The organism is Cellulomonas sp. KRMCY2, from assembly GCF_000526515.1.
Lineage (GTDB): Bacteria > Actinomycetota > Actinomycetes > Actinomycetales > Cellulomonadaceae > Actinotalea.
In genome coordinates this window covers 929,541-949,005 of the sequence record NZ_JAGF01000001.1, presented here as the reverse complement: position 1 = coordinate 949,005, position 19,465 = coordinate 929,541, and the positions used below count along the sequence as shown (strand labels likewise).

At 68.4% G+C, this 19,465-nt stretch carries 16 protein-coding genes and 3 pseudogenes; 12 read left to right on the top strand and 7 right to left on the bottom strand.

Translation table 11 applies throughout. The features are described from left to right. Positions 1-343: 343 nt before the first annotated feature. From K415_RS0104645 to K415_RS0104635, 3 genes are read left to right on the top strand one after another with little or no spacing between them, the layout of a single operon-like run. Positions 344-1,309 (top strand): ABC transporter ATP-binding protein, encoded by a 966-nt coding sequence (locus K415_RS0104645; RefSeq protein WP_034661032.1) that lies wholly within the window; start codon positions 344-346, stop codon positions 1,307-1,309. After that, a complete protein-coding gene (locus tag K415_RS0104640; protein WP_155859362.1) occupies positions 1,306-2,073 on the top strand; it encodes an ABC transporter permease in 768 nt (255 codons plus the stop codon). The genes K415_RS0104645 and K415_RS0104640 overlap by 4 nt, the downstream gene beginning before the upstream one ends. Further along, positions 2,066-2,860: an ABC transporter permease gene (locus K415_RS0104635; RefSeq protein WP_024285932.1), complete on the top strand. Its 795-nt coding sequence runs from the start codon at positions 2,066-2,068 to the stop codon at positions 2,858-2,860. Before K415_RS0104640 ends, K415_RS0104635 begins: the two co-directional genes overlap by 8 nt. Before the next feature lie 556 nt (positions 2,861-3,416). Here K415_RS0104635 and K415_RS0104625 read toward each other — a convergent pair. Together K415_RS0104625 and K415_RS0104620 are read right to left on the bottom strand one after the other, a co-directional pair. Next, entirely contained in the window at positions 3,417-4,556 is a 1,140-nt protein-coding gene (locus K415_RS0104625) for an ATP-binding protein (protein WP_024285930.1), read from the bottom strand. A gap of 203 nt (positions 4,557-4,759) precedes the next feature. Beyond that, positions 4,760-6,001, bottom strand: coding sequence for an IS256 family transposase (locus tag K415_RS0104620; RefSeq protein ID WP_024285929.1), 1,242 nt, complete (start codon positions 5,999-6,001; stop codon positions 4,760-4,762). 553 nt (positions 6,002-6,554) lie between these two features. Here K415_RS0104620 and K415_RS0104610 point away from each other — a divergent pair. Further along, positions 6,555-8,153, top strand: coding sequence for an IS1634 family transposase (locus K415_RS0104610; protein ID WP_029663160.1), 1,599 nt, complete (start codon positions 6,555-6,557; stop codon positions 8,151-8,153). A 119-nt stretch (positions 8,154-8,272) separates the two neighbouring features. Then, a complete protein-coding gene (locus K415_RS0104605; RefSeq protein WP_024285360.1) occupies positions 8,273-9,655 on the top strand; it encodes an IS1380 family transposase in 1,383 nt (460 codons plus the stop codon). A gap of 333 nt (positions 9,656-9,988) precedes the next feature. Here K415_RS0104605 and K415_RS0104600 read toward each other — a convergent pair whose 3' ends face one another. After that, complete coding sequence (locus K415_RS0104600; RefSeq protein WP_081784882.1) at positions 9,989-11,104, bottom strand: DegT/DnrJ/EryC1/StrS aminotransferase family protein; 1,116 nt, start codon at positions 11,102-11,104, stop codon at positions 9,989-9,991. Positions 11,105-11,167: 63 nt separating this feature from the next. On the opposite strand from K415_RS0104600, the gene K415_RS0104595 reads away from it, so the two are divergent. From K415_RS0104595 to K415_RS0104580, 4 genes and pseudogenes are all read left to right on the top strand, one after another. Next, complete coding sequence (locus K415_RS0104595) at positions 11,168-11,656, top strand: GNAT family N-acetyltransferase (RefSeq protein WP_024285925.1); 489 nt, start codon at positions 11,168-11,170, stop codon at positions 11,654-11,656. 26 nt (positions 11,657-11,682) lie between these two features. Then, entirely contained in the window at positions 11,683-12,765 is a 1,083-nt protein-coding gene (locus tag K415_RS0104590; RefSeq protein ID WP_155859359.1) for a substrate-binding domain-containing protein, read from the top strand. 1 nt (position 12,766) lies between these two features. Next, complete coding sequence (locus K415_RS0104585) at positions 12,767-13,903, top strand: glycosyltransferase (protein WP_024285923.1); 1,137 nt, start codon at positions 12,767-12,769, stop codon at positions 13,901-13,903. A 93-nt stretch (positions 13,904-13,996) separates the two neighbouring features. Next, positions 13,997-15,069, top strand: a pseudogene (locus tag K415_RS0104580) (IS630 family transposase). 557 nt (positions 15,070-15,626) lie between these two features. Here K415_RS0104580 and K415_RS0104565 read toward each other — a convergent pair. The 4 genes and pseudogenes from K415_RS0104565 to K415_RS25085 form a co-directional block, all read right to left on the bottom strand. Beyond that, entirely contained in the window at positions 15,627-15,953 is a 327-nt protein-coding gene (locus K415_RS0104565; protein ID WP_024285919.1) for a hypothetical protein, read from the bottom strand. Positions 15,954-16,346: 393 nt separating this feature from the next. After that, complete coding sequence (locus K415_RS0104560) at positions 16,347-17,063, bottom strand: hypothetical protein (RefSeq protein WP_024285918.1); 717 nt, start codon at positions 17,061-17,063, stop codon at positions 16,347-16,349. 193 nt (positions 17,064-17,256) lie between these two features. Beyond that, positions 17,257-17,415 (bottom strand): annotated as a pseudogene (locus K415_RS25090) (helix-turn-helix domain-containing protein); the annotation flags it as partial. A 29-nt stretch (positions 17,416-17,444) separates the two neighbouring features. After that, positions 17,445-17,843, bottom strand: a pseudogene (locus K415_RS25085) (recombinase family protein); the annotation flags it as partial. A 247-nt stretch (positions 17,844-18,090) separates the two neighbouring features. Between K415_RS25085 and K415_RS0104550 the strand changes: the two are divergent. Genes K415_RS0104550 through K415_RS0104540 form a run of 3 tightly spaced genes read left to right on the top strand, consistent with a single transcriptional unit; the run spans position 18,091 to position 19,458 of the window. Further along, positions 18,091-18,450 carry a helix-turn-helix transcriptional regulator gene (locus K415_RS0104550; RefSeq protein WP_231494822.1) on the top strand — a complete coding sequence of 120 codons (360 nt, stop codon included), beginning with the start codon at positions 18,091-18,093 and terminating at the stop codon, positions 18,448-18,450. Further along, on the top strand, positions 18,443-18,931 hold the full coding sequence (locus tag K415_RS0104545) for an SRPBCC domain-containing protein (protein WP_024285916.1): 489 nt from the start codon (positions 18,443-18,445) through the stop codon (positions 18,929-18,931). Before K415_RS0104550 ends, K415_RS0104545 begins: the two co-directional genes overlap by 8 nt. Further along, a complete protein-coding gene (locus K415_RS0104540; protein WP_197024666.1) occupies positions 18,928-19,458 on the top strand; it encodes a pyridoxamine 5'-phosphate oxidase family protein in 531 nt (176 codons plus the stop codon). Before K415_RS0104545 ends, K415_RS0104540 begins: the two co-directional genes overlap by 4 nt. Positions 19,459-19,465: the final 7 nt, after the last annotated feature.

Below are 19,465 nucleotides of genomic sequence, written 5' to 3'. Positions count from 1 at the left end.
TCGGTTAGGCCATGTTCTTGGCTGGTTGCGGACTAGATGCGGACCGAAAGGTGGCCAGTTCGCCAAGGCAAGACCGACGCAGGTCGTGAAGCGCGCTCACGTCGTTGCTCACGCTGTAGGCCAGTCCCATCCGTCCAGTCTACCGACGAGGTCATGATGAGGATCGCCCTCGTAGCCCTCGTCGAACGGTGTGACCTGCTCACCGTAGAGGACAACGAGAGTCTCGTGAGCGCCGCCGCGGAACTCTTGAGCAGCATGTCGGCAAGATACTCCCGGTAGCCTTCGGCGACCGCAACTCGTGCTACGGGTCGAACGGAATCAAGGGATCGGACGGGGGGCTCGCATGGACGCGCCGGCTGTGGAGGTCGTGGGTCTCGTCCGCACGTACCGCACCGGCAAGGGCTGGCGGCCGAAGGGACCAGAGGTCACGGCGCTCGCGGGTCTTGACCTGACTGTCCCCCAGGGCGAGGTGCACGGCCTCCTAGGCCCCAACGGTGCCGGCAAGACGACGCTGTGCCGTGTCCTCTCGACGAGCCTGCTGCCGTCGTCGGGTTCCGCGAAGGTGCTCGGCCACGACGTGGTCAGAGAGACGGGGGTCGTCCGTCCCCTCGTCGGCATTGTCTACGGGGGCGAGCGTGGCCTGTACTACCGGCTGACGGCTCGGCAGAACCTGCGTTACTGGGCGGCCCTCTACAAGCTCTCCGATGCCGCCGCGTCTCGTCGTGCGCAGGCGCTGCTCGACCGAGTGGGCCTCGCAGACAAGGCAGATACGCCGGTTGAGACCTTCTCACGTGGCATGAAGCAGCGACTGCACCTGGCACGCGGACTGATCGGCGAGCCGAAGGTCGTGTTGCTCGACGAGCCGACCACCGGCATGGATCCGGTCGCCGCGCACGACTTCCGAGCGCTCGTCGGCGAGCTGCGGGCCGAGGGTCGAACGGTCCTGCTGACGACGCACGACATGGCCGAGGCCGAAGAGGTCTGCGACCGCGTGACTCTCATTGACGGCGGTCGGGTGATCGCCACCGAGACCCCTCGTGGCCTGGCACGCCGCGCCACCCGGGCGTTGCGCGTGGAGGCCGACGACGTGCCGGTCGAGGTGGTTGACCGCGTCCGCCGACGTGAGGGCGTGCTCGACGTCGTCGTACGCGACGGAGTGATGTCGGCGCGGGTTGACGGGGAGGATGCGTCAGCCGCCGTGCTGGAGCTCCTCGTGGAGTCGGGAGTCAGGTCGCTCCGGACGCTCAAACCGCGGCTGGAAGACGTGTACATCGAGCTGGTCGGCGCTCGCGGCATGGACGTCCGGTGAGGGCGGCACTCGCTGGCGCCCGGATGCAGCTGTGGCGGGCACGGCGCTCACCCGACGACCTGCAGATCCTGTTCACGACGCCGTTCTTCGCCATCGTGCTGCTCGGCATGACGCTGGCGGCAGGACGCGACGACCTGCTGGGGCATGCGCTTCTGGCGCCGGTACTGATGGGGCTCTGGATGTTCAGCATTGCCCTCGCCGGGGACGTGCTGCTCGAGGAGAAGGGCGGCGGCACCCTCGAACTGGCGATCAGCTCGCCGACCTCGCTGCTCTGGGTCGTGCTCGGACGCATCGGTTCGGTGACGATGCTGGGTCTGCTGCCGATGGTCGAGACCTACCTCGTCGCGCGGCTGCTCTTCAGGGTCGAGGTCGAGGTGCCGCATCCCGGAGTCTTCACCGTGGCCGCCCTGGCGACCACCTTTGCCATGGCTGGCACGAGCACGCTCATCTCAGCCTGGTTCGTGCTGGCGCGAGGAGGCGGCATGTTCGCGAACTTCCTGAGCTATCCGGTGTACATCCTCAGCGGCGTGATGGTGCCCGTGGCGTTCCTGCCCGACTGGATCGAGCCGCTGTCGCGGCTGGTCTTCCTCACCTGGGGTGCCGAGCTGCTGCGAGACAGCCTGGAGCCCGGCCCTGTGTCCGACGTCGGACTGCGACTGGCGGTCGTGGTCGGGTTGGGACTCGTCGGCCTGGCCGCGGGGCAGGGGCTCGTGCGGCTGGCTCTCCGCCGGGTCCGTGAGCTTGGGACGGTCAGCAGTGCGTGAGCAGCTGCGGGTGCTCAAGCACACTGCGATCGGTGCCTTTGCCGAGTACCGCGCGTTCTACACCTGGCAGTCGTGGCTCGTCGGCTGGCTGCTGCGGCTGCTGATGCAGGCATCGTTCTACGCCCTTGTCGGCCGGCTGCTCGGCTCGCAGCAGCAGGTCGAGTACCTAGTGGTCGGCAACGCCGTCTACATCGTGGCGATGGAGGCCTGCATCGTTGTCCTGGCCACCGTCAGCGAACGACGCGCCGGGACGCTACCGCTGATGGTCGCAGCCCCGGCAACGCACCTAACCGTCTACCTGGGCCGCGGGGTGCACTACCTCACATCGGGGCTCCTGACCTCGTCGATCGCCCTGTTCACGTTGCCGCCCCTCTTCGGGATCAGCCTGCCGATGCCACAAGCGCTTCTCGCTCTCCCGATGATCGTGCTGATCGGCCTGGCCGCGTACGGCTACGGAGCCGCGGTCTCGTGCCTGGTGCTGCACAAGCCCGGCCGTCGATGGACTGCGATGAACCTCAGCTACCTGGTGCTTCTTGCGTTCGCCGGCGTGAACGTGCCCGTGGACTTCTGGCCCGGCCCGGTCCAGGCCGTTGCCCAGGTACTGCCACTGACGCACGGTCTGACGGCCGTGAGGACGTTGCTGGACGGCGGCCCCGCGGCTGAGATCGCGGCGCAGCTGGCGCTGGAGGCTGCAGTAGGGGCGGGATGGTTCGTGGTCGCCGCCCTCGGCTTCGCACAAGTCGTCCGGGTCGGCCGTGCCCGTGGAACGCTGGAGCTGGCTGCCTGAGGAGGGTTGGACTTGCCCGCGGCCAAGTGATCTCGAGCCCGATATCACCCACAGCGATACCGGTGGTTGCCAGTCCGCCGGGATTGCGTTGATCCGGCCGCTCGTGGTTGCTCCCCTGTGGGGTCAGGGCATGGACTCTTGTGGCTCGGCTCGAGGTCGGCCGCATGCTCGCCTGGGAGCGCTTAGGCCCTCTCGCAGGTCAAGGAGTAGTCCTCGTTGATCGTGAGGGACCAGCCAGCGCACGCGGGCTCGTCAACCCTGCCGATCGGTTCGCCTTCCTCGGTTTTCCACGACGAGCGCCGTACCGTGGCACCCGTCCATGACCACCTCGATGCCTCCGTGCGGTCCCACGGCCTGGGTCCAGGGCCGTCAGGGCGTTCGATGGTCACCACCAGCTTCTGATCGGTGAGGTTGTGGTACCAGATCTGTGGGTTGGCGGCGTCGTAGACGAAGCAGCCACCGAGAACGCCGACGAGGACTGCTCCGCACACGGCGAGCCGTAGCCGACGACGCGATCCCATGGCGAGCCCCTGCTTCCGGTGGCCGTCCTCCGCCGTTATGTCTGGCGTCGGGTGCCGCGGGAGGCCATCTCGTAGCGGGCCGCGTGCTCGCGCAGGTATTCGCGCAGGTAGGGGATGGCGAAGTCGACGTAGCCGCGCCGGGTGGGCTCGATGACGCCCGCGGCGATGAGGCGGGCGCGGTAGGTGGAGGCGTAGTACGGGGTCTCACCGAGTCGGCGGGCGATCTCGCCGGTCGAGGACTCCCCTGGGTCCTGCGACATCGCCAGGAGATAGGTGCGGTCGACGGCAGACAGGTCCGCCAGTGCCGTCGCGTGCACCGTCGCCCCGAGGCGCTTGCGTGCGGCCGGCACGCCGGCCCGGACGGCGGGCAGGTCGATGACGTCCCCATTGGCCTTGCGCCACACGTGGTAGCCGACGAGCTGGATCATGAACGGGTAGCCGCCAGTGGCCTGCGTCGCCTCGTCGAGGGCGTCGTCGGCGATCGTGCGCCCCTCGTGGGTGATCGTGGTGTGCAGGGCATCGCGGACGGCGTCGAGCGGGACGTCCTCCAGCTCGAAGCGGGTGGCGCGGCGCAAGAAGGTCAGGACGTCGTCGCTGAGCAGGTCCGAGACCGCTGAGGGAAGGCCCGCCATCGCCAGGGCGATGTCCCGGTCTTCCCTGATGAGGTGCTGCACGGTCGCGGCGAGGTCGCGCAGGTCGTCTCGTCCGCCCTTGTGGACCTCGTCGACCGTGATGAGGAGGCCTGCGCCGCGGCTCTCCATGACGTCGAGGAGGCGACCCAGCTCGTGGCGCCACTCGACGACCTCCGCGGGACGAGTCGAGACCGTCACGCCCCCACCGATCACCGGCAACGAAACGCCCGTGAGGGTCCGGGTCGGCGCGGTGGTCGGATCGGCTTCATGGAGGGCGCGGGTGACCGCGTGCTGCAAGCGGCCCACGAGCCCCGGTGTGGCGGTCTCGGCGAGCGTCACCCAGCCGTGGCGCAGCGCCTGGTCCCCCACCTCGGTGAGCATCACCGTCTTGCCGACACCCCGCGTGCCGGTGAAGAGCGCGAGGCGACCCGGCGCGCCAGGGCCATCCTCAAGCGACTCGACAAACTCCTCGAGCACCTCGTCACGGCCGACCAACAACGGCGGCGTCGCGCCAGCAGTCGGCCTGAACGGGTTCCGCGCCATCCGTGAAGACTCCTTTGCAATCTTTGCAAAGAGTCGCACGACAGCACGGGTTCAGGCAAGCATGGTGTCGAGCGATTACCAACGATTACAAGCCGCCCTTGCTCGGGGAGCTCCGACCGGAGCGCGCTCGCGACGGCCTGTCGCAGGGTCCGGCGGTCAAGTCCCCGGACGTGGTGTGTGACGGTTGCGCGTGATCTTCGGGTTCAGGCGCTGAGCGCCGGGAGCTGGGGCGGGCTGACCTCCTGAGTGTCGGGGACGGCGGTGAGTCGTGCTCGGCCCAGGACGTCCAGGGCGAGGTAGCGGCGTCCTTCGGCCCATTCGTCGTGCTGCTCGGCAAGGACGGCTCCGACGAGGCGGATGATGGCGGTGCGGTCGGGGAAGATCCCCACGACGTCGGTACGCCGGCGGATCTCGCGGTTGAGGCGCTCGTTCGGGTTGTTCGACCAGATCTGGCGCCAGACCTCCTTGGGGAAGGCGGTGAAGGCCAGCAGGTCCGCCCGGGCGGTCTCCAGGTGGTCGGCGACCTTGGGCAGCTTGTCTGCGACGGTGTCCAGGAGCCGGTCGAACTGGGCTGCGACGGCGTCCGCGTCGACCTGGTCGAAGACCGAGTGCAGCATCGTCTTGACCCACGGCCAAGACGCCGTGGGGCAGGTGGCCTTGAGGTTGACCGTGTAGTGGGTCCGACACCTCTGCCATGACGCCCCGGGCAGGGTCGCGCCGATCGCGGCGACCAGCCCGGAGTGCGCGTCAGAGGTCACCAGCTTGACCCCGGTCAGGCCGCGTGCGGTCAGGTCCCGGAAGAACGTCAACCACCCCGCCCCGTCCTCGGCGGTCGAGACGTCGATCCCCAGGATCTCGCGGTGCCCGTCGGCGTTGACGCCGGTGGCGACCATCACCGCGATGTTCACGACCCGCCCGCCCTCACGGACCTTGACGGCCAACGCGTCGGCGGCGCAGAACGTGTAGGGGCCGGCATCCAGCGGTCGGGTCCGGAACGCGGCGACCTGCTCATCGAGATCTTGGGCCATCCGCGAGACCTGGGACTTCGACAGCCTCGTGATCCCCAGGGACTCGACGAGCTTGTCCATCCGCCTGGTGGAGACCCCGAGCAGGTAGCAGGTCGCAACCACGCTGGTCAGGGCCGCCTCGGCGCGCCGGCGGCGCTCCAGCAACCAGTCCGGAAAGTAGGTCCCGGACCGCAGCTTGGGGATCGCCACGTCCATCGTGCCGACCCGGGTGTCGAAATCGCGGTGCCGGTAGCCGTTGCGTGTGTTGGCCCGCTCCGGGGTCCGCGCGGCGTAGTCGGCCCCGCAGATCGCGTCGGCCTCGGCGCCCATCAGCGTTTCGATGAACGTGGCCAACAGGTCACGCAGCAGGTCAGGGCTGGCGGTGGTCAGGTGCTCGTGCAAGAAGCGGGCAGGGTCCAAACTAGATGCAGCGGTCATCGCGGGTCCTTCTCTCGAGTCGACTTGGTAGGTCTCTCGAAGAATCACGCGGTGACCGCCTACACGTCTACAACGACGCCCCGATCAAGGCCGAGCTCGCACACCACTCTGCGGGACGCCACTCGGCCGGTGTCAAAGCGCGATTGAGGTCGGAGCCGCTGTTGATGCGGAAGTTCACCCCGAGCCCGCCTAGTGTCCTCGATCACCGTGCCGGTGTCGGCCGGGCGAGCCGTCACGTCGTAGTCGACGTGGATCGGGCCGTTTGCCGCGCGCGGGTCGGTCGAGGAGATGGTCACTGCAGGGTCCGGGCAAGCCGCGAATACCGACAGGTCGATGTGGACGTCGCCGTTGGTGTCCGGGGTGAAGGGTTCGGGCCACCCCCACCCTCGGCAGTCGGTGGCCTGCTGCACACCTGGGTATCCCGGCAGCTCGTCGTAGGACCTGACTCGTGCCACCCTCGGTCCTCGACTGTGATCGCAGGCCGCTGACCTGGTGATTCGCTCCGCGGTCGGTGGTGATGTCACTAAGAACCTCGTCGTGGAAGCCTTCGGGGGTGGTCTCGCGGTTCGTGCGCAAGGTCCGCACCGCCTCGGGGGCGGTCGCGGTGCAGATCGTCACGCGCCGGGGCCGGCAGGTCGAGCAGGTCGAGCACGTGGGGTCTGCGTATACCGATGCCGAGCTTGCGTTGCTACTGACTGCCGCGCGTGAGCGCTTGTCCCCGGGGCAGGACGTCCTGGACCTGGGGGACCTGCCGGTGGTGGCGGTGCGGATGGACGACGTCGCGGACTGGACCACCGAAGCGACACTTCCCCTGGAACCGGCGACAGCGATGCCCGGTGGGCGTCCTGCCTCGGTCGCTGCGGGTGGGCGGGTCGTGGGGACATCCGCCGACCTGTTGTGGAAGGTCCTGACCAGCGCATATGCCCGTCTCGGGTTCGACGTGCTGGGTGATGACGGTTTCCGCGCGATGGTGCTGGCGCGGATCGTGGAGCCGACGTCCAAGGCCGAGGTCGTCCGCGTCCTGGACGAGATCGGCGCACCGGCGGTCGGTCTGCGCACCCTGTTCCGGTCGCTGGCCCGCTGCCAGGAACAGGACTACCGCGGGCAGCTGGCCACCGCGGCGTGGGCGCACTCGGTCCACACGGGCGGGACCGCGGCCCTGGTCCTCTACGACGTGACGACCCTGCACTTCGAGCGCCCCGACGAGGACGAGCTGCGCAAGGTCGGCATGAGCAAGGAGCACCGCGTCGACCCGCAGGTCCAGGTCGGGCTGCTGGTGGACCCGGGCGGGTTCCCCCTCGAGGTGCACCTGTTCGAGGGCAACAAAGCCGAGACCACCACCCTGATCCCCGTCCTGACCGCCTTCGGCGAGCGGCACGACGTGACGGACCTGGTCGTGGTCGCTGATGCCGGGATGCTCTCGGCGGGCCACCTGAACGCCCTGGAGGACGCCGGGTTCTCCTTCATCGTGGGCTCGAGGATCACCAAGGCCCCCTACGACCTGGCCGATCACTTCGCCCGGCACGGGAACTTCTTCACCGACGGGCAGGTTCTGGAGTCGGTCCGCGACATGGGCACCGGCAAGGCGGCCCGGGGCAGGCGGGTGGTCTACCAGTGGAAGTTCAAGCGTGAGCAGCACGACAACAAGGCCATCAACGCGATGATCGCCCGGGCCGAGGAGATCGCCGACGGGCGCGCCCCGTTGAAGAAGGCCCGGTTCCTGAAGGTCACCGGCGCCACCAAGGAACTCGACCAGGCCACGATCGACCGGGCACGCCAGCTGGCCGGCTTGAAGGGCTACGTCACCAACCTGCCCACCTCGACGATGGACGGCGCAGCGGTGATCGCTGCCTACCACGACCTGTGGCACGTCGAGCAGTCGTTCCGGATGACCAAGGGCGACCTGCGAGCCCGGCCCGTGTTCCACCACCAACGCCAGGCCATCGAGGCCCACCTGACCGTCGTGTTCGCCGCCCTGGCCGTCGCCCGCCACCTGCAAGACGCCACCGGCACCAGCATCAAGAAGATCGTCCAGGCCCTACGCACCGCACGCTCAGCGACCATCGAGATCAACGGCCAACGACTCACCCTCGACCCCAACCTCACCGGCACCGTCCGCGCCATGCTCACGCGGCTCGAAACGGGTCACTAACCTCGCGCTTTCATGGCAGGGGGCGTTGGGGTCGTGGCGTGACGTGAAAAGTGCTCCTGACCTGGGATGATGTGGCTTGTCGAGGGCCGTGTCAGTCCAGTTCGAGGAGCACCTTTCAGGTGAAGCAGACTACCGGGTTCTATCCGCGGCTGACGGTCGACACGAGCGGGCGGACAGCGGTGGGCCAGGCCGGTGGGGTGCTGTTGTGCTCCACGGTCCGGGCTGCGGGTCTGGACGTGGCCCTGTCGGGCGAGCTGGCCAGGTGGCGGCGGCCGACGGCCAGGCATGACCCGGCCAAGGTCCTGCTGGACCTGGCGATCACCTTGGCCCTGGGTGGGGACACCTGCTCAGACCTGGCGGTGGTCCGCGCCGAGCCGGCGGTCTTCGGGGCGGTGGCCTCCGACCCGACGCTCTCGCGCACGATCGCGACCCTTGCCGGCGACGCCGACCGGGCGCTGGCCGCGATCGACCGGGCCAGGGCCACGGCCCGAGCGCGGGTCTGGGAGCGGGCCGGGGCCGGCGCCCCGGACCATGACGTCAGCGCCGACGCCCCGCTGGTCGTGGATGTCGACGCGACCCTGGTGATCGCGCACTCGGAGAAGGAGAACGCCCGCCCGACGTTCAAGAAGGGCTTCGGGTTCCACCCGTTGTGCGCGTTCGTCGACCACGGGCCCGCCGGGACCGGTGAACCGTTGGCCATCATGCTGCGGCCCGGGAACGCCGGGTCGAACACCGCCGCCGACCACATCACCGTGATCAGCGCCGCGTTGCGTCAACTGCCCGGAGCCCGGCGCGGGAAGTCGGTGCTGGTGCGCATCGACGGGGCGGGGTCCACCCACAAGGTCATCGACTGGCTCACCGGTCGCCGGTTGTCCTACTCGGTCGGGTTCACCCTGCCCGAGAACACCCCTGACCTGCTACGACTCATCCCCGAGCACGTGTGGACCGAGGCGTGTGACGCCCACGACGCCGTCCGGGACGGGGCATGGGTCGCCGAGCTTACGCACCTGCTGGACCTGACCGGCTGGCCGCCCGGGATGCGCGTGATCGCCCGCAAGGAACGGCCCCACCCCGGAGCCCAGCTGCGGTTCGACGACGTTGAGGGGATGCGGATCACCGCGTTCGCGACCAACACCGTCCGCGGCCAGCTGCCCGACCTGGAGCTGCGCCACCGGCGCCGGGCCCGCTGCGAAGACCGGATCCGCATCGCCAAGGACACCGGCCTGGCCAACCTGCCCCTGGCCTCCTTCGCCGCCAACCGGATCTGGTGCGCCGTCGTCGCGTTGGCCGCCGACATCACCGCCTGGATGCAGATGCTCGCGTTCGCCGACACCGCGGCCCGCCGCTGGGAACCCAAGAAGCTGCGCTACCGGATCTTCACCATCCCCGCGACACTGGCCCGCACCGGACGACGCGTCCGGCTGCACCTGTCGGCCCGATCCCCCTGGGCCCACCCGACCCTGACCGGCCTGAGCCGCCTGGCCGAACTCGCCCCGGGCTGAACCCCGCGAACTCGTCCCCACGACCCCGCCCGACCCCCGGCCATGGAACCGGCGCCCACCCGAGGCGAGACCCGGGAACCTGTCACACCCAACCGCAACAATCAGACCCCAGCGACGCCACCGACGGCCGCCCCACCGACCTCAGCCGCACCGCGAAAGATCGAGGCTAAGCGAGTGGCACGAGTCAGGCCCGACGAGCGCCGGACCGCCAGAAAGGCGCTGGGCGCTCGTCGGGGTGGGACGCTCGGGCCGCATCGCCTCGATTCGGGCCTGACGCTGACAGGGTCTCTTGGCACCCCCCGGAGCGGTCGCCGAATGCGTCAGCTGAGATCGTCAGACTCCATTGGCAGCCCGTCTCACAGCATGCGCGACGCGGGCGACCGTCGAGTCAGGCATCGAGCCCCACAGGGGCAGGCAAAGTACGTCATCGCGTGCGCGGTCCGCCAAAGGTGTGGGAGCGTCGGTCGGCTGCGAGGCGACCGCGAATCGGCCTGCGAAGTATCGGCGCGACTCGATTCCCTCCCCGCCCAAGGCTCTCGAAACGTCGACCGCCAGAGGCCGGCCGTCAGTGGTCCTCAATCGCACGGCGAACGCTGCGGCATTGCTCGTCGCGTCCGCCCGCTGGATGAGCGGCATCACCCACGGCTCGTCGAGGAGCGCGGAGTAGGACTCGATGTGCCGTTTCCGCGCGGCGATCTCCTCGTCTAGATGATCGAGTGCGACGAGGCCGACAGCGCTGACGAACTCGTCCGCCTTTCCATTGGTCCCCGCGGGGTCGGCCTCCCACTCGCCCATGCCGAAATTGCGGAGCCGGCGGACCCGCTCAATCACGTCATAGTGACGGGATGACACGGCGCCTGCCTCTACGGCGCAGAGAAGTTTCGTCGCATGGAAACTGAAGGCGCTTCCGTCTCCGGCCCAGCTCAGGGGGCGCCCACGCCAATCCACGCCGACCGCTGCCGCAGCGTCGAAGACGAGTGGTATGCCGTGCAGCCGAGAGACCCGCTCGAGTCCCTCAACATCCGCCGCGAAGCCGAAAGGGTGGGTTACCAGAAGTGCTGCGGTGCGCGGGGTTACTAGTCGGTCGACGATAACTGGATCTGCCGTGAGTGTCGCGTCCTCGACGTCCGCAAAGACGGCCCTTCCACCGGCACTCCGGACGGCCTGCACCGTCGCGGCGTGGGTGAAGCTGCCCACGATCACCTCGTCGCGATCTGGCCGTGCGCCCACTCCAACGGCTGTGAGGAGGAGCTGGATCGCCGCGGTACCGTTGCGGACCACTGCGGTGCTCGGCCAGGCGAGGCGTTCGACGAACGCGCGCTCGAAACGGCTCTGAACAGGGCCGCCGTTGGTAACGACACCGCGCTCCCAGATGCCCCGTACTAGTTCAACGACCTTCTCGATCGGTGGGAGTGCGGGACGTGTGAAGGGTACTGGCTCGAGCGCCATGATCCGTCCTCAGTCCGGGTGTGCGTGTACGCACCGTGAGGTTACTGCGGTTATCATCGCCTCATGTCCGTGCGAGTCCGCGCCGCCTGCAGCGACGACCTGGCCGCCGTGCTTGCGCTCTTGCGCGAGCTCCATTCTGAAGACCCTGCCGTTCCGCTACCGCACGCGTGTGCCGTCTGGGACGCCATCCTCGCGCAGCCGGGCCGCACGGTGCTTGTGGCCGAGAACGATAGCGGTCACATCGTCGGGACCGCTGAGATCACGATTACTGAAAACCTCACCCGCGGGGCGCGACCGTTCGGGCTCGTCGAGAACGTTGTCGTTGAGGAGTCGCAGCGGCGCCTCGGTGCGGGACGTGCGTTGCTCGACCGAGCGACCGAACTAGCGCGTGCCGCCAGCGCGTACAAGGTGCAGCTCGCAAGCGGATCCGCCGATGCCACGAGCTTCTATCAGGCAGTCGGCTGGTCGGTCGCCGGTGAGACGATGAAGCGTTACTTGGCGGGCTCGGCTTTGACGGACGCGGGCAAGGCACCAGCCGACACGGCGCCATAACCGTGATCCACAATGTGCGCTCTCGCATGCGCAAGCCACAGGTATCGCGTATGGCCGTCGTCCTGCTCCCGCTATCGGTGCTCGTCTGCATTGCCGGTGCATCGCTCCTCATTGGCGCCGGATTCGATCGGGCGCTTGCTATCGGCGCTGTCGCTTATGGCGTAGCCGCTCTCGTGCTTGCGGAGATTCGCACGCGAGACGCTCCGACCAAGTCGATAGTGATCGTGGGAATCGACGACGTCGCCTTCATGACCAACGTCGTTGAAGGCCTGCGCGAGGAACTAATGGGTTCGGTGCCCTTTGAGTTGAAGATTCTCTCCCCGGGCGCGCTGGAGAAGACGCCCAGCGCATGGCAAACCCGGCAGATCGAGAGCGCCGCTGCAGCGTCGGCCGACGCATTGGTGATTGTGCCGGCTAGCGACGATTCCGGACTATGGAATGCTCTCGCTCGTCACATACGCCGCGGAGTGACGGTGGTCGCCGTTGACCGGCATCCGCGAAGGGCACTATTCCTCGACGCGGGCCTGCAGCCGCCGCCCTACGTTGCCTCCGATTTCGTCATGGGCGGTCGGCTTGTGGGAGAAATTATCGCGGATCGGCTTGCGGCGGACCCACATTCTCGTGCCCTCGTCGCCCTTGGCCCGGGAGAGTCTGGGCCGGGGGTGGCCCGCTCAAGCCAGGTTCTCTACGAGCTCGCTCGTCGGGGCATGTCGGGTCGCATGCAGGCTGCCGAGCTCGGCTCGTGGGATGTAGCCGAGGCGGTCACTCACCTGGCCGGTCCGCTCGAATCACTCCTTGCTAGGCGCCTGGCCCGCGTTGTGGTCTTCTGTGGAGACGATCGCATTGCGGTGGCACTTCAGCGTGAGTGCGCACCACGCAGGGCCTGGGCCGGGAGGGTTGAACTCGTCGGATACGACGGCGCACGTGCGGTCGACGGGCGTCTTATCGCGCTGGAGCATGATCTCGTCATCGCGACCGTGGATACCCAGCCGAGGGCGCAAGGGGGGGTGGTCGGCCAGATCCTGCGGGAGGCATACCACCGTGAGGCTTCCCAGGACACAGACCAGAGGCTCGTAGATCCGGTCCTCGTGCGTCCGGGCGGAGTGTGACATGCGCGTCCTCGTGACGTCGCAGCCCGGTCTCGGCCATCTCAACGGAATAATCTCCCTCTCGCTGGCGCTGCGGGAGCGCGGGCATGAGGTACTGGCCGCGGGCGCCCCCAGCGTCATCGCGGCGTTCGGTCGTGCCGGGGTGGCCGGCGAAGTGCTCGTAAGTGAGCCGCCCGGGTCGGACTCGCAAGAGACGCTGGACGCGGTGCCGGAGCTGCGCCTCGCGCCGGCACCGCAGCGCTTGGCCCATGTACGCGCGCATGTCGGGATTCGGACGCGCGCCTTCGCGCTCGTTGACGCGCTCCCGCTGTTGGTCGACCGGTGGGAGCCTGATCTCCTGCTCCGTGACGAGACCGAGCTTGCCGCGTGGGTCGTCGCCGAGGGTAAGGGCCTACCCGACGTATCGTTCGAAGTGAGTTCGCACTGGCCCCGGCGACGGTGGAACGCTGAGGTTGGTGGAGCATTGACAGAACTTCGCACGCACGCGGGCCTCGCGACGTCCGCTGCGGGCCCGGCTGCAACGCTCTTTCGCTACCTGCACCTGAGCAATGGCCCGAGGTCTCTCCGCGACCCCGAAATCAGTCTTCCGCTCAACACGATCGACCTTGCACCTGCATTCTTCGAAGGCCACGCGGGCTTTGTTCAACTGGACCCGGGGCTCACCGGACATGCGTACGTCGCGTTTGGCAGCGTGTATCGGGCGCCCGCCGATGTCGTGCTCTCGGTCGTAGAGACGCTCGCAGCCTCCCTCGGGTCTGTAGTCGCGGTGGATGTACGGTCGAACCACAGCGGAGTGGCGTCCCATCCGTACGTCCCCCAGACTCCCGCGATGGAGAATTGCGCCGTGGTTGTCTGCCACGGCGGCCGCAATACCGTGCTGACCGCCCTTCGGCACGCGGTGCCAGTAGTCTGCGTCCCGATTGGGTCCGACCACTTTGACGTCGCCAGGCTGGTTGTCCGGTCTGGTGCGGGGGAGGCCGCCAGCTGGAACGCCGACGAGGTCGTCTCGTCTGCCGTTCGCGTCGCGACAGAAGCGCGTTACCGCCGGGCCGCGCACCGAGTCGCCGCCGAGATTGCGTCGATGCCCGGCCCGGCTCACGCGATCGAGAGGATGGAAGCGGTTGCAGCGCGGGTATAGGCGGGCGTGTCGGCCCGTCGGGCTTCCGGTACGGAGCGACTAGCGCGGCGCGTGGTTAGTTGGTTTACGGTTGACGGGTTGGGACGATGGGGTATGGCGAATCGTCCTGCCCCGGGTTTGGTGATCGGTGATGCGGATCGTGTGGAGCTGGAGCGGCTGACGCGGTCCTCGTCAGTGTCGGCGGGTCTGGCGCAACGGGCCAGGATCGTGCTGCTGGCCGGGCAGGGGTTGTCGAACACGGCGATCGCCGGGCGGGTCGGGGTCAGCCGTCCGACGGTGCTCGCGTGGCGGAGCAGGTTCGCCGGCAAGGGGCTGGCGGGCCTGGCGGATGAGCCCCGTTCTGGGCGGCCGCGCCGTGTGGACCGGGCCAAGGTCATCGCGACCACGCTGCGCCGGCCGCCGAAGAAGTACGGGGTCACGCACTGGTCCACGCGGCTGCTGGGCAAGCACCTGGGCATCGGGGACGCCACGGTCGCGGCGATCTGGCGGGAGGCGGGGATCCAGCCCTGGCGGGCCGGCTCGTTCCGGTTCTCCACCGACCCCGAGCTGGTCGCCAAGGTCACCGACGTCGTGGGGCTCTACCTGGCCCCGCCGGAGAACGCTGTCGTGCTGTGCGTGGATGAGAAGTCCCAGATCCAGGCGTTGGACCGCACCGCACCGGTCCTGCCGACCCAGCCGCACCTGATCGAGCGCCGCTCCTCGGACTACGTACGCCACGGGACCACGACGTTGTTCGCCGCGTTGGAGATCGCCACCGGCAAGGTCACCGGCGCCCTCAAGTCGCGCCACCGCCGACAGGAGTTCCTTGCGTTCTTGCGTCAGGTCGCCCGGGCCTACCCCGAGCGCGAGCTGCACCTGGTGATGGACAACTACGCCGCCCACAAGACCCAGAGATCAAAGCCTGGCTGGAGGCCAACCCGAGGGTGACGGTCCACTTCACCCCGACCCACGCCTCCTGGATGAACCTCGTCGAGGTCTGGTTCTCGATCATCGAACGCCAGGCCATCCACCGCGGCACCTACCGATCGGTCAAAGACCTCAACGCCAAGATCCGCCAGTTCATCGACGGCTGGAACGACCGCGCCCACCCCTTCGTCTGGACCAAGACCGCCGACGACATCCTCAAGAAGGCCAACCGTCAGACCACATCAGACGCGCGGCACTAGTTGGTATTCGGCGGGGTGATGGGATCAAGGTCCGGGAGGGCCCGAGGCTCCATGCTCCTAGCCCCGAGATTTCGCGGGCGCAGCGTGCCGTAGGCGCCTCAGCGTCCAATGCGAACCGGCGTCGCCCACACAGCCCTCGGCGTCCAGAAGGCCGCCAGATGGCTGCCAGTGAGGCCTTGCACCCTAGATGGCTTGCGGGCCGCAACCCCCTGACCAGCGCAAACACAGTGGGCCCCGTGGGGCTCGAACCCACAACCTACGGATTAACAGGTAGGGCATCAGAGCGGAGCATCATCGACCATCAGAAATCACGTCTGGCCTGCGCCTTCACGTCAGCGGACACCACCTCGCGTCACGCGCGTTCACGGAGCACATCAGTGACACACAAGGGACGCCACGGCCCAGTGCGTTCTCGTGGTGCAAGGCATCCAGAAGAAGGTGAGCGCTCTCCCTGCCAGCCAACGCATGATCGACGGCGTCTGACTCCGGCATCGGACTGTGCTCTTGCACAAGCAGCGCGGGGTGGCGGCCGACCTCGCTCATCGAGATCTCGAAGGTCACAGGAACCCGTCCACCGGGCGGCCGGCAAGAGCGGCGGCGGCAGCACCAGCACCAGCACGGATGGCCTCCTCAGCGCTCGAGGCGTTGACGATCGCCCGGTCGAGCGCCGCCGAGGCGAGCTCGACCGCCCTCTCGGCAGGGATCCAGGCAGTCGCGGGTATCGGCGGCGGATAGATCGGCCTGACGGTCCGCAGCGTCGCTACGGCCTCGATGGCGCGGAACGCCAGATCGAGGTCCGGGTCATCGGCGGAGATCGCCACGAGCGGGTCGAGAGCCTGGCGGATATGGACGGGAACCGGCTGCGTCGGTACGTCGAACGTCATGGCTGCGGCCTTCCGTCTTCACGCCCGGTTGTCTGCCCTGATGGTCACTCCTGTGGACGGGGGACCCGACCCTGTCCACTGTGGGTCACCGCGCCAGGCCAAGCCTGCCCTCGGCGTCAGGAAGCCCGACCCGGCCCCCCGGGGCAGTCGCGCCGTTACGATCGCCCGCGCTGCCAGCGGAATGCCCGCCCGCTTCCCTGAGGTGCGCAATCGCGTACCCGCCGTACGACGCAGCAGCCGGCAACGCGCGGCGCCCGCTCGTGTCGTTGATCCTCTCGGACGTCTCGTCCCCGGCGGACGGTGACGACGACGGGGTGGTGGGGTCAGGTGGTGGTGTGCTCGACATGGCGATCGGTGTACCGGTGAGCACCCACGAGGGAAGGGCGGGGCGACCTACTCAGGGGCCTCGGTCGCGTCGTTGGCTGCCGCGTCGGAAGCGACGCCTGCCTCGAGGGCTTTGAGCGCGTCGCCCAGCTTCTGCTCGAAGCTCTCGGCGGCCCGGATGTGCTGCTTCACGGCTCGTCGACGCTCACGGCCGACGAGAAGGCTCGACGCAATGAGCGTGTTCGAGCGCGCGGCTGTGAGCGACACCGCGAGGTGCACGACCGGGAGTGCCTTCGCCTGCAACGCGGTCAGGTGGTGTCGAGCACTGGCGAGGTCGGCGCGGTTTGCCGCCTCGATGACGTCGGCGCGCTTGCGGTCGTAGGCGATCAGCGCGAGCCCCATGTCTCCGTGGCCGTACAGGTTCCGGCGAGCGAGAACGCTCCGCCAGTCTGCCGTTGCAGCTCCCAGCCGCTCGATGAGGGCGAGGTTGTGCGCATGCCACGTGTTCGGCTTTCCCCCGGCCGCGACGACGGCGTTCGCCTTGGTGATGGTCGTGTCGATGTCGGCCATGAGGTTCGCGAGGAGCACGTACTGCGACTCGGCGGCGCTCACGGCCTCTCCTGCGTACTTACGCTCGTGCTCGATCGCCTGGAGGTTGTAGCTCGCACGTACACCACGGACCGATCCGAGGTACGCGATCACCGCGGCGATGAGTGCGGCGAGCACACCACCGCTCACGCCGATGACCGCCGCCGTTAGGGCGACCACGGCCTGGCTATCGTTCATGAGTCCTCATGGTGGCAGCGGAAGAGGTCCGGCACCGCCGTATCAGTTCCTTGGAAGTGAGACGCTCCCCGACCCCCGCTCGCCCGGGCTGCCGGGTGTGACCTTCAGCGGTAAGTGGCGTGGTTTCTTCAGCGGTATTTGGCGCTGTCCAGCGCGCGGCTGCCGCTCACGTTTGGGTCTCCGGTTCCCCTACTCAGCGCTGATCGGTCGCCTTGGAGTCGAGTGCTGGAACTGCAGTGAGGGCTCGCCGCACCGTGGTCCTGCTGATGGCCAGGGCCTGGGCGATCTCGCTGAGGCTGGATCCGGACTCGCGGAGCCGGCGGGCTTCCGCGAGGTGGGCGGGGGTGACGACGGTGGGCCGGCCCCGAGTCGTCCAAAGGCCCGGGCGGCGGCGAGGCCGGCATGAGTGCTCTCTCTGACGAGGTTGGCCTCTGTCTGGGCGAAGGCAGCGAGAACATCGAGGATCGTCCGCCCGGCGGTGGTGCTCGTGTCGATCGGCTCGGTCAGCGAGCGGACGCCGATGTCACGCGCTGCAAAATCGATGACGAGTTGGATGAGCTCTCCGGTACGCCGCCCGATCCGGTCCAGGCGCCAGACGATCAGGATGTCGCCGGGCCGCAAGCAGTCCAGAACCTCGGTCAGGCTGGACGTGGCGTACTGGCCGTTGCCGACGTCGCTCCAGACGCGAGCGCATCCCGCGGCACGAAGGGCATCGAGTTGGAGCTCCAGGGACTCCTTCTGGGTCGGGACCCTCGCGTAGCCGAGGTGATCGCCGCTCATGGTGAGAACGGTGTCACGGTCAGCTCGGATTCGCAGATCTGGATGGCGACCTGCCGTCCGATAGGGGTTCGGCTACCGAGACGTCGTTTGTGCCGCTCCACTGCCTCGCGGCGTCGACCAGCTCGGGGTGGTCAGCCAGCGCACGTCGATCAGGAAGAGGCCACCTGCGCTTGCCAAGTGGCCGACAGCGGCCCCATACTCAAGTATTCCATTTATCACTGGAGTCCTTGTGCGAGATGAGTTGAGCTTGACCTTTGCGGCTCTGTCCGACCCCACCCGCCGGGGTCTGTTGGAGCGGCTCAATGACGGGGCAGCCACGCTGAAGGAGCTGGCGGCACCGTTGGACATGACGCCGCAGGGCGTGTCCCGTCACCTCCAGATCCTCGAACACGCGGGCCTGATCAGCCGGGGAAGGAGCGCGCAGTGGAGACCGTGCGAGCTCCGCAGCGAGCCGCTGCAGTCCGCGGCTGGCTGGCTCGACCAGTACCGACGCTTCTGGGACGCCTCTTTCGACCGGCTCACCGAGCACCTCAGCGACTCGGGACCGCCCCGGATGCCAACTGCGAACGACCCGACCCCAACTCGAGAGGAGCAGCGCGATGCCTGAACTCAGTAACGCCGGAGCCACCACCGCCGCGCTCGGCCGCTGCAGCTTCACCATCACCCGCACCTTCGACGCCTCTCCCAAGGACGTCTTCGCGGCCTGGACCGACCCGGAGCAGGTCGCGGCTTGGTTCGGACCCCGCGGCCTGACCGTCCCACCGGAGCGACTGTCCATGGACGTCCGCACTGGCGGCTCGTGGACGCTGACGATGGTCTCCAACGACGACGGCGCGGAGTACCCCGTTGCGTTCCGGTACGAGGAGATCGAACCTCCGGCCCGCCTGGTCCTCACGACCTCCACCACCGGCCCGGACGGTACGGAGCAGGAGGTGCGGGTCACCGTCGTCTTCCGCGACGTCGGGAACAGGACGGAGATGACCTTCGCCGTCGAAGACCTGCCCACCGGTGACGGCAACAAGTCCCTGCGCGACGGATGGGACTCCTCCTTCGACTGCCTCACTGCTCACCTCGGCAGGCGCCAGTGACAAGGCCGCGCCCGGACGCGCAGCCAGCCGATCAGGCGCTCCTGCCGCAAGGCGACCTGGGTCTGCTCGACGCACTGGCGGCCCGGCAACTACTGGCCTCTACTGAACTGGCCAGGATCGCCTACGTTGCGTCGGACGGCACTCCGCGCGTGTTCCCGATGCTGTTCCACTGGACGGGCGACGAGCTGGTTCTGTGCACCTTCGCCGGCGCCCGGAAGATCGCCGCGATCCGCGCCAACCCGTCTGTCGCCGTCACGATCGACGCCGCCACCACGCCGCCCAAGGTGTTGCTCCTGCGCGGCCGGGCGACCGTGCGCGAGGGCGACGGGATCCTGCCGGAGTATCGCCTCGCCCACCGGCGCTATGCAGGACAGCAGCAGGGCGACGCCAACGTCGCGGCCGTCGACCATCCCGGGGTCCGCATGGCGCGCATCGGCCTGCGCCCGGCCTGGGTCGGGCTGCTCGACTTCGTGACGAGGATGCCTGGCGGCGTCTCCGCAGAGGACTTCGACAAGCGAGGGCGGTGATGCTGGC

Coding starts and splice junctions, on each gene's coding strand:
- K415_RS0104625 (WP_024285930.1), bottom strand. CDS start 4,556: ATGGCGCGGAACCCGTTCAGGCCGACTGCTGGCGCGACGCCGCCGTTG.
- K415_RS0104565 (WP_024285919.1), bottom strand. CDS start 15,953: ATGACGTTCGACGTACCGACGCAGCCGGTTCCCGTCCATATCCGCCAG.
- K415_RS0104590 (WP_155859359.1), top strand. CDS start 11,683: ATGCGCAAGCCACAGGTATCGCGTATGGCCGTCGTCCTGCTCCCGCTA.
- K415_RS0104585 (WP_024285923.1), top strand. CDS start 12,767: ATGCGCGTCCTCGTGACGTCGCAGCCCGGTCTCGGCCATCTCAACGGA.
- K415_RS0104560 (WP_024285918.1), bottom strand. CDS start 17,063: ATGAACGATAGCCAGGCCGTGGTCGCCCTAACGGCGGCGGTCATCGGC.
- K415_RS0104620 (WP_024285929.1), bottom strand. CDS start 6,001: ATGACCGCTGCATCTAGTTTGGACCCTGCCCGCTTCTTGCACGAGCAC.
- K415_RS0104645 (WP_034661032.1), top strand. CDS start 344: ATGGACGCGCCGGCTGTGGAGGTCGTGGGTCTCGTCCGCACGTACCGC.
- K415_RS0104595 (WP_024285925.1), top strand. CDS start 11,168: ATGTCCGTGCGAGTCCGCGCCGCCTGCAGCGACGACCTGGCCGCCGTG.
- K415_RS0104545 (WP_024285916.1), top strand. CDS start 18,443: ATGCCTGAACTCAGTAACGCCGGAGCCACCACCGCCGCGCTCGGCCGC.
- K415_RS0104600 (WP_081784882.1), bottom strand. CDS start 11,104: ATGGCGCTCGAGCCAGTACCCTTCACACGTCCCGCACTCCCACCGATC.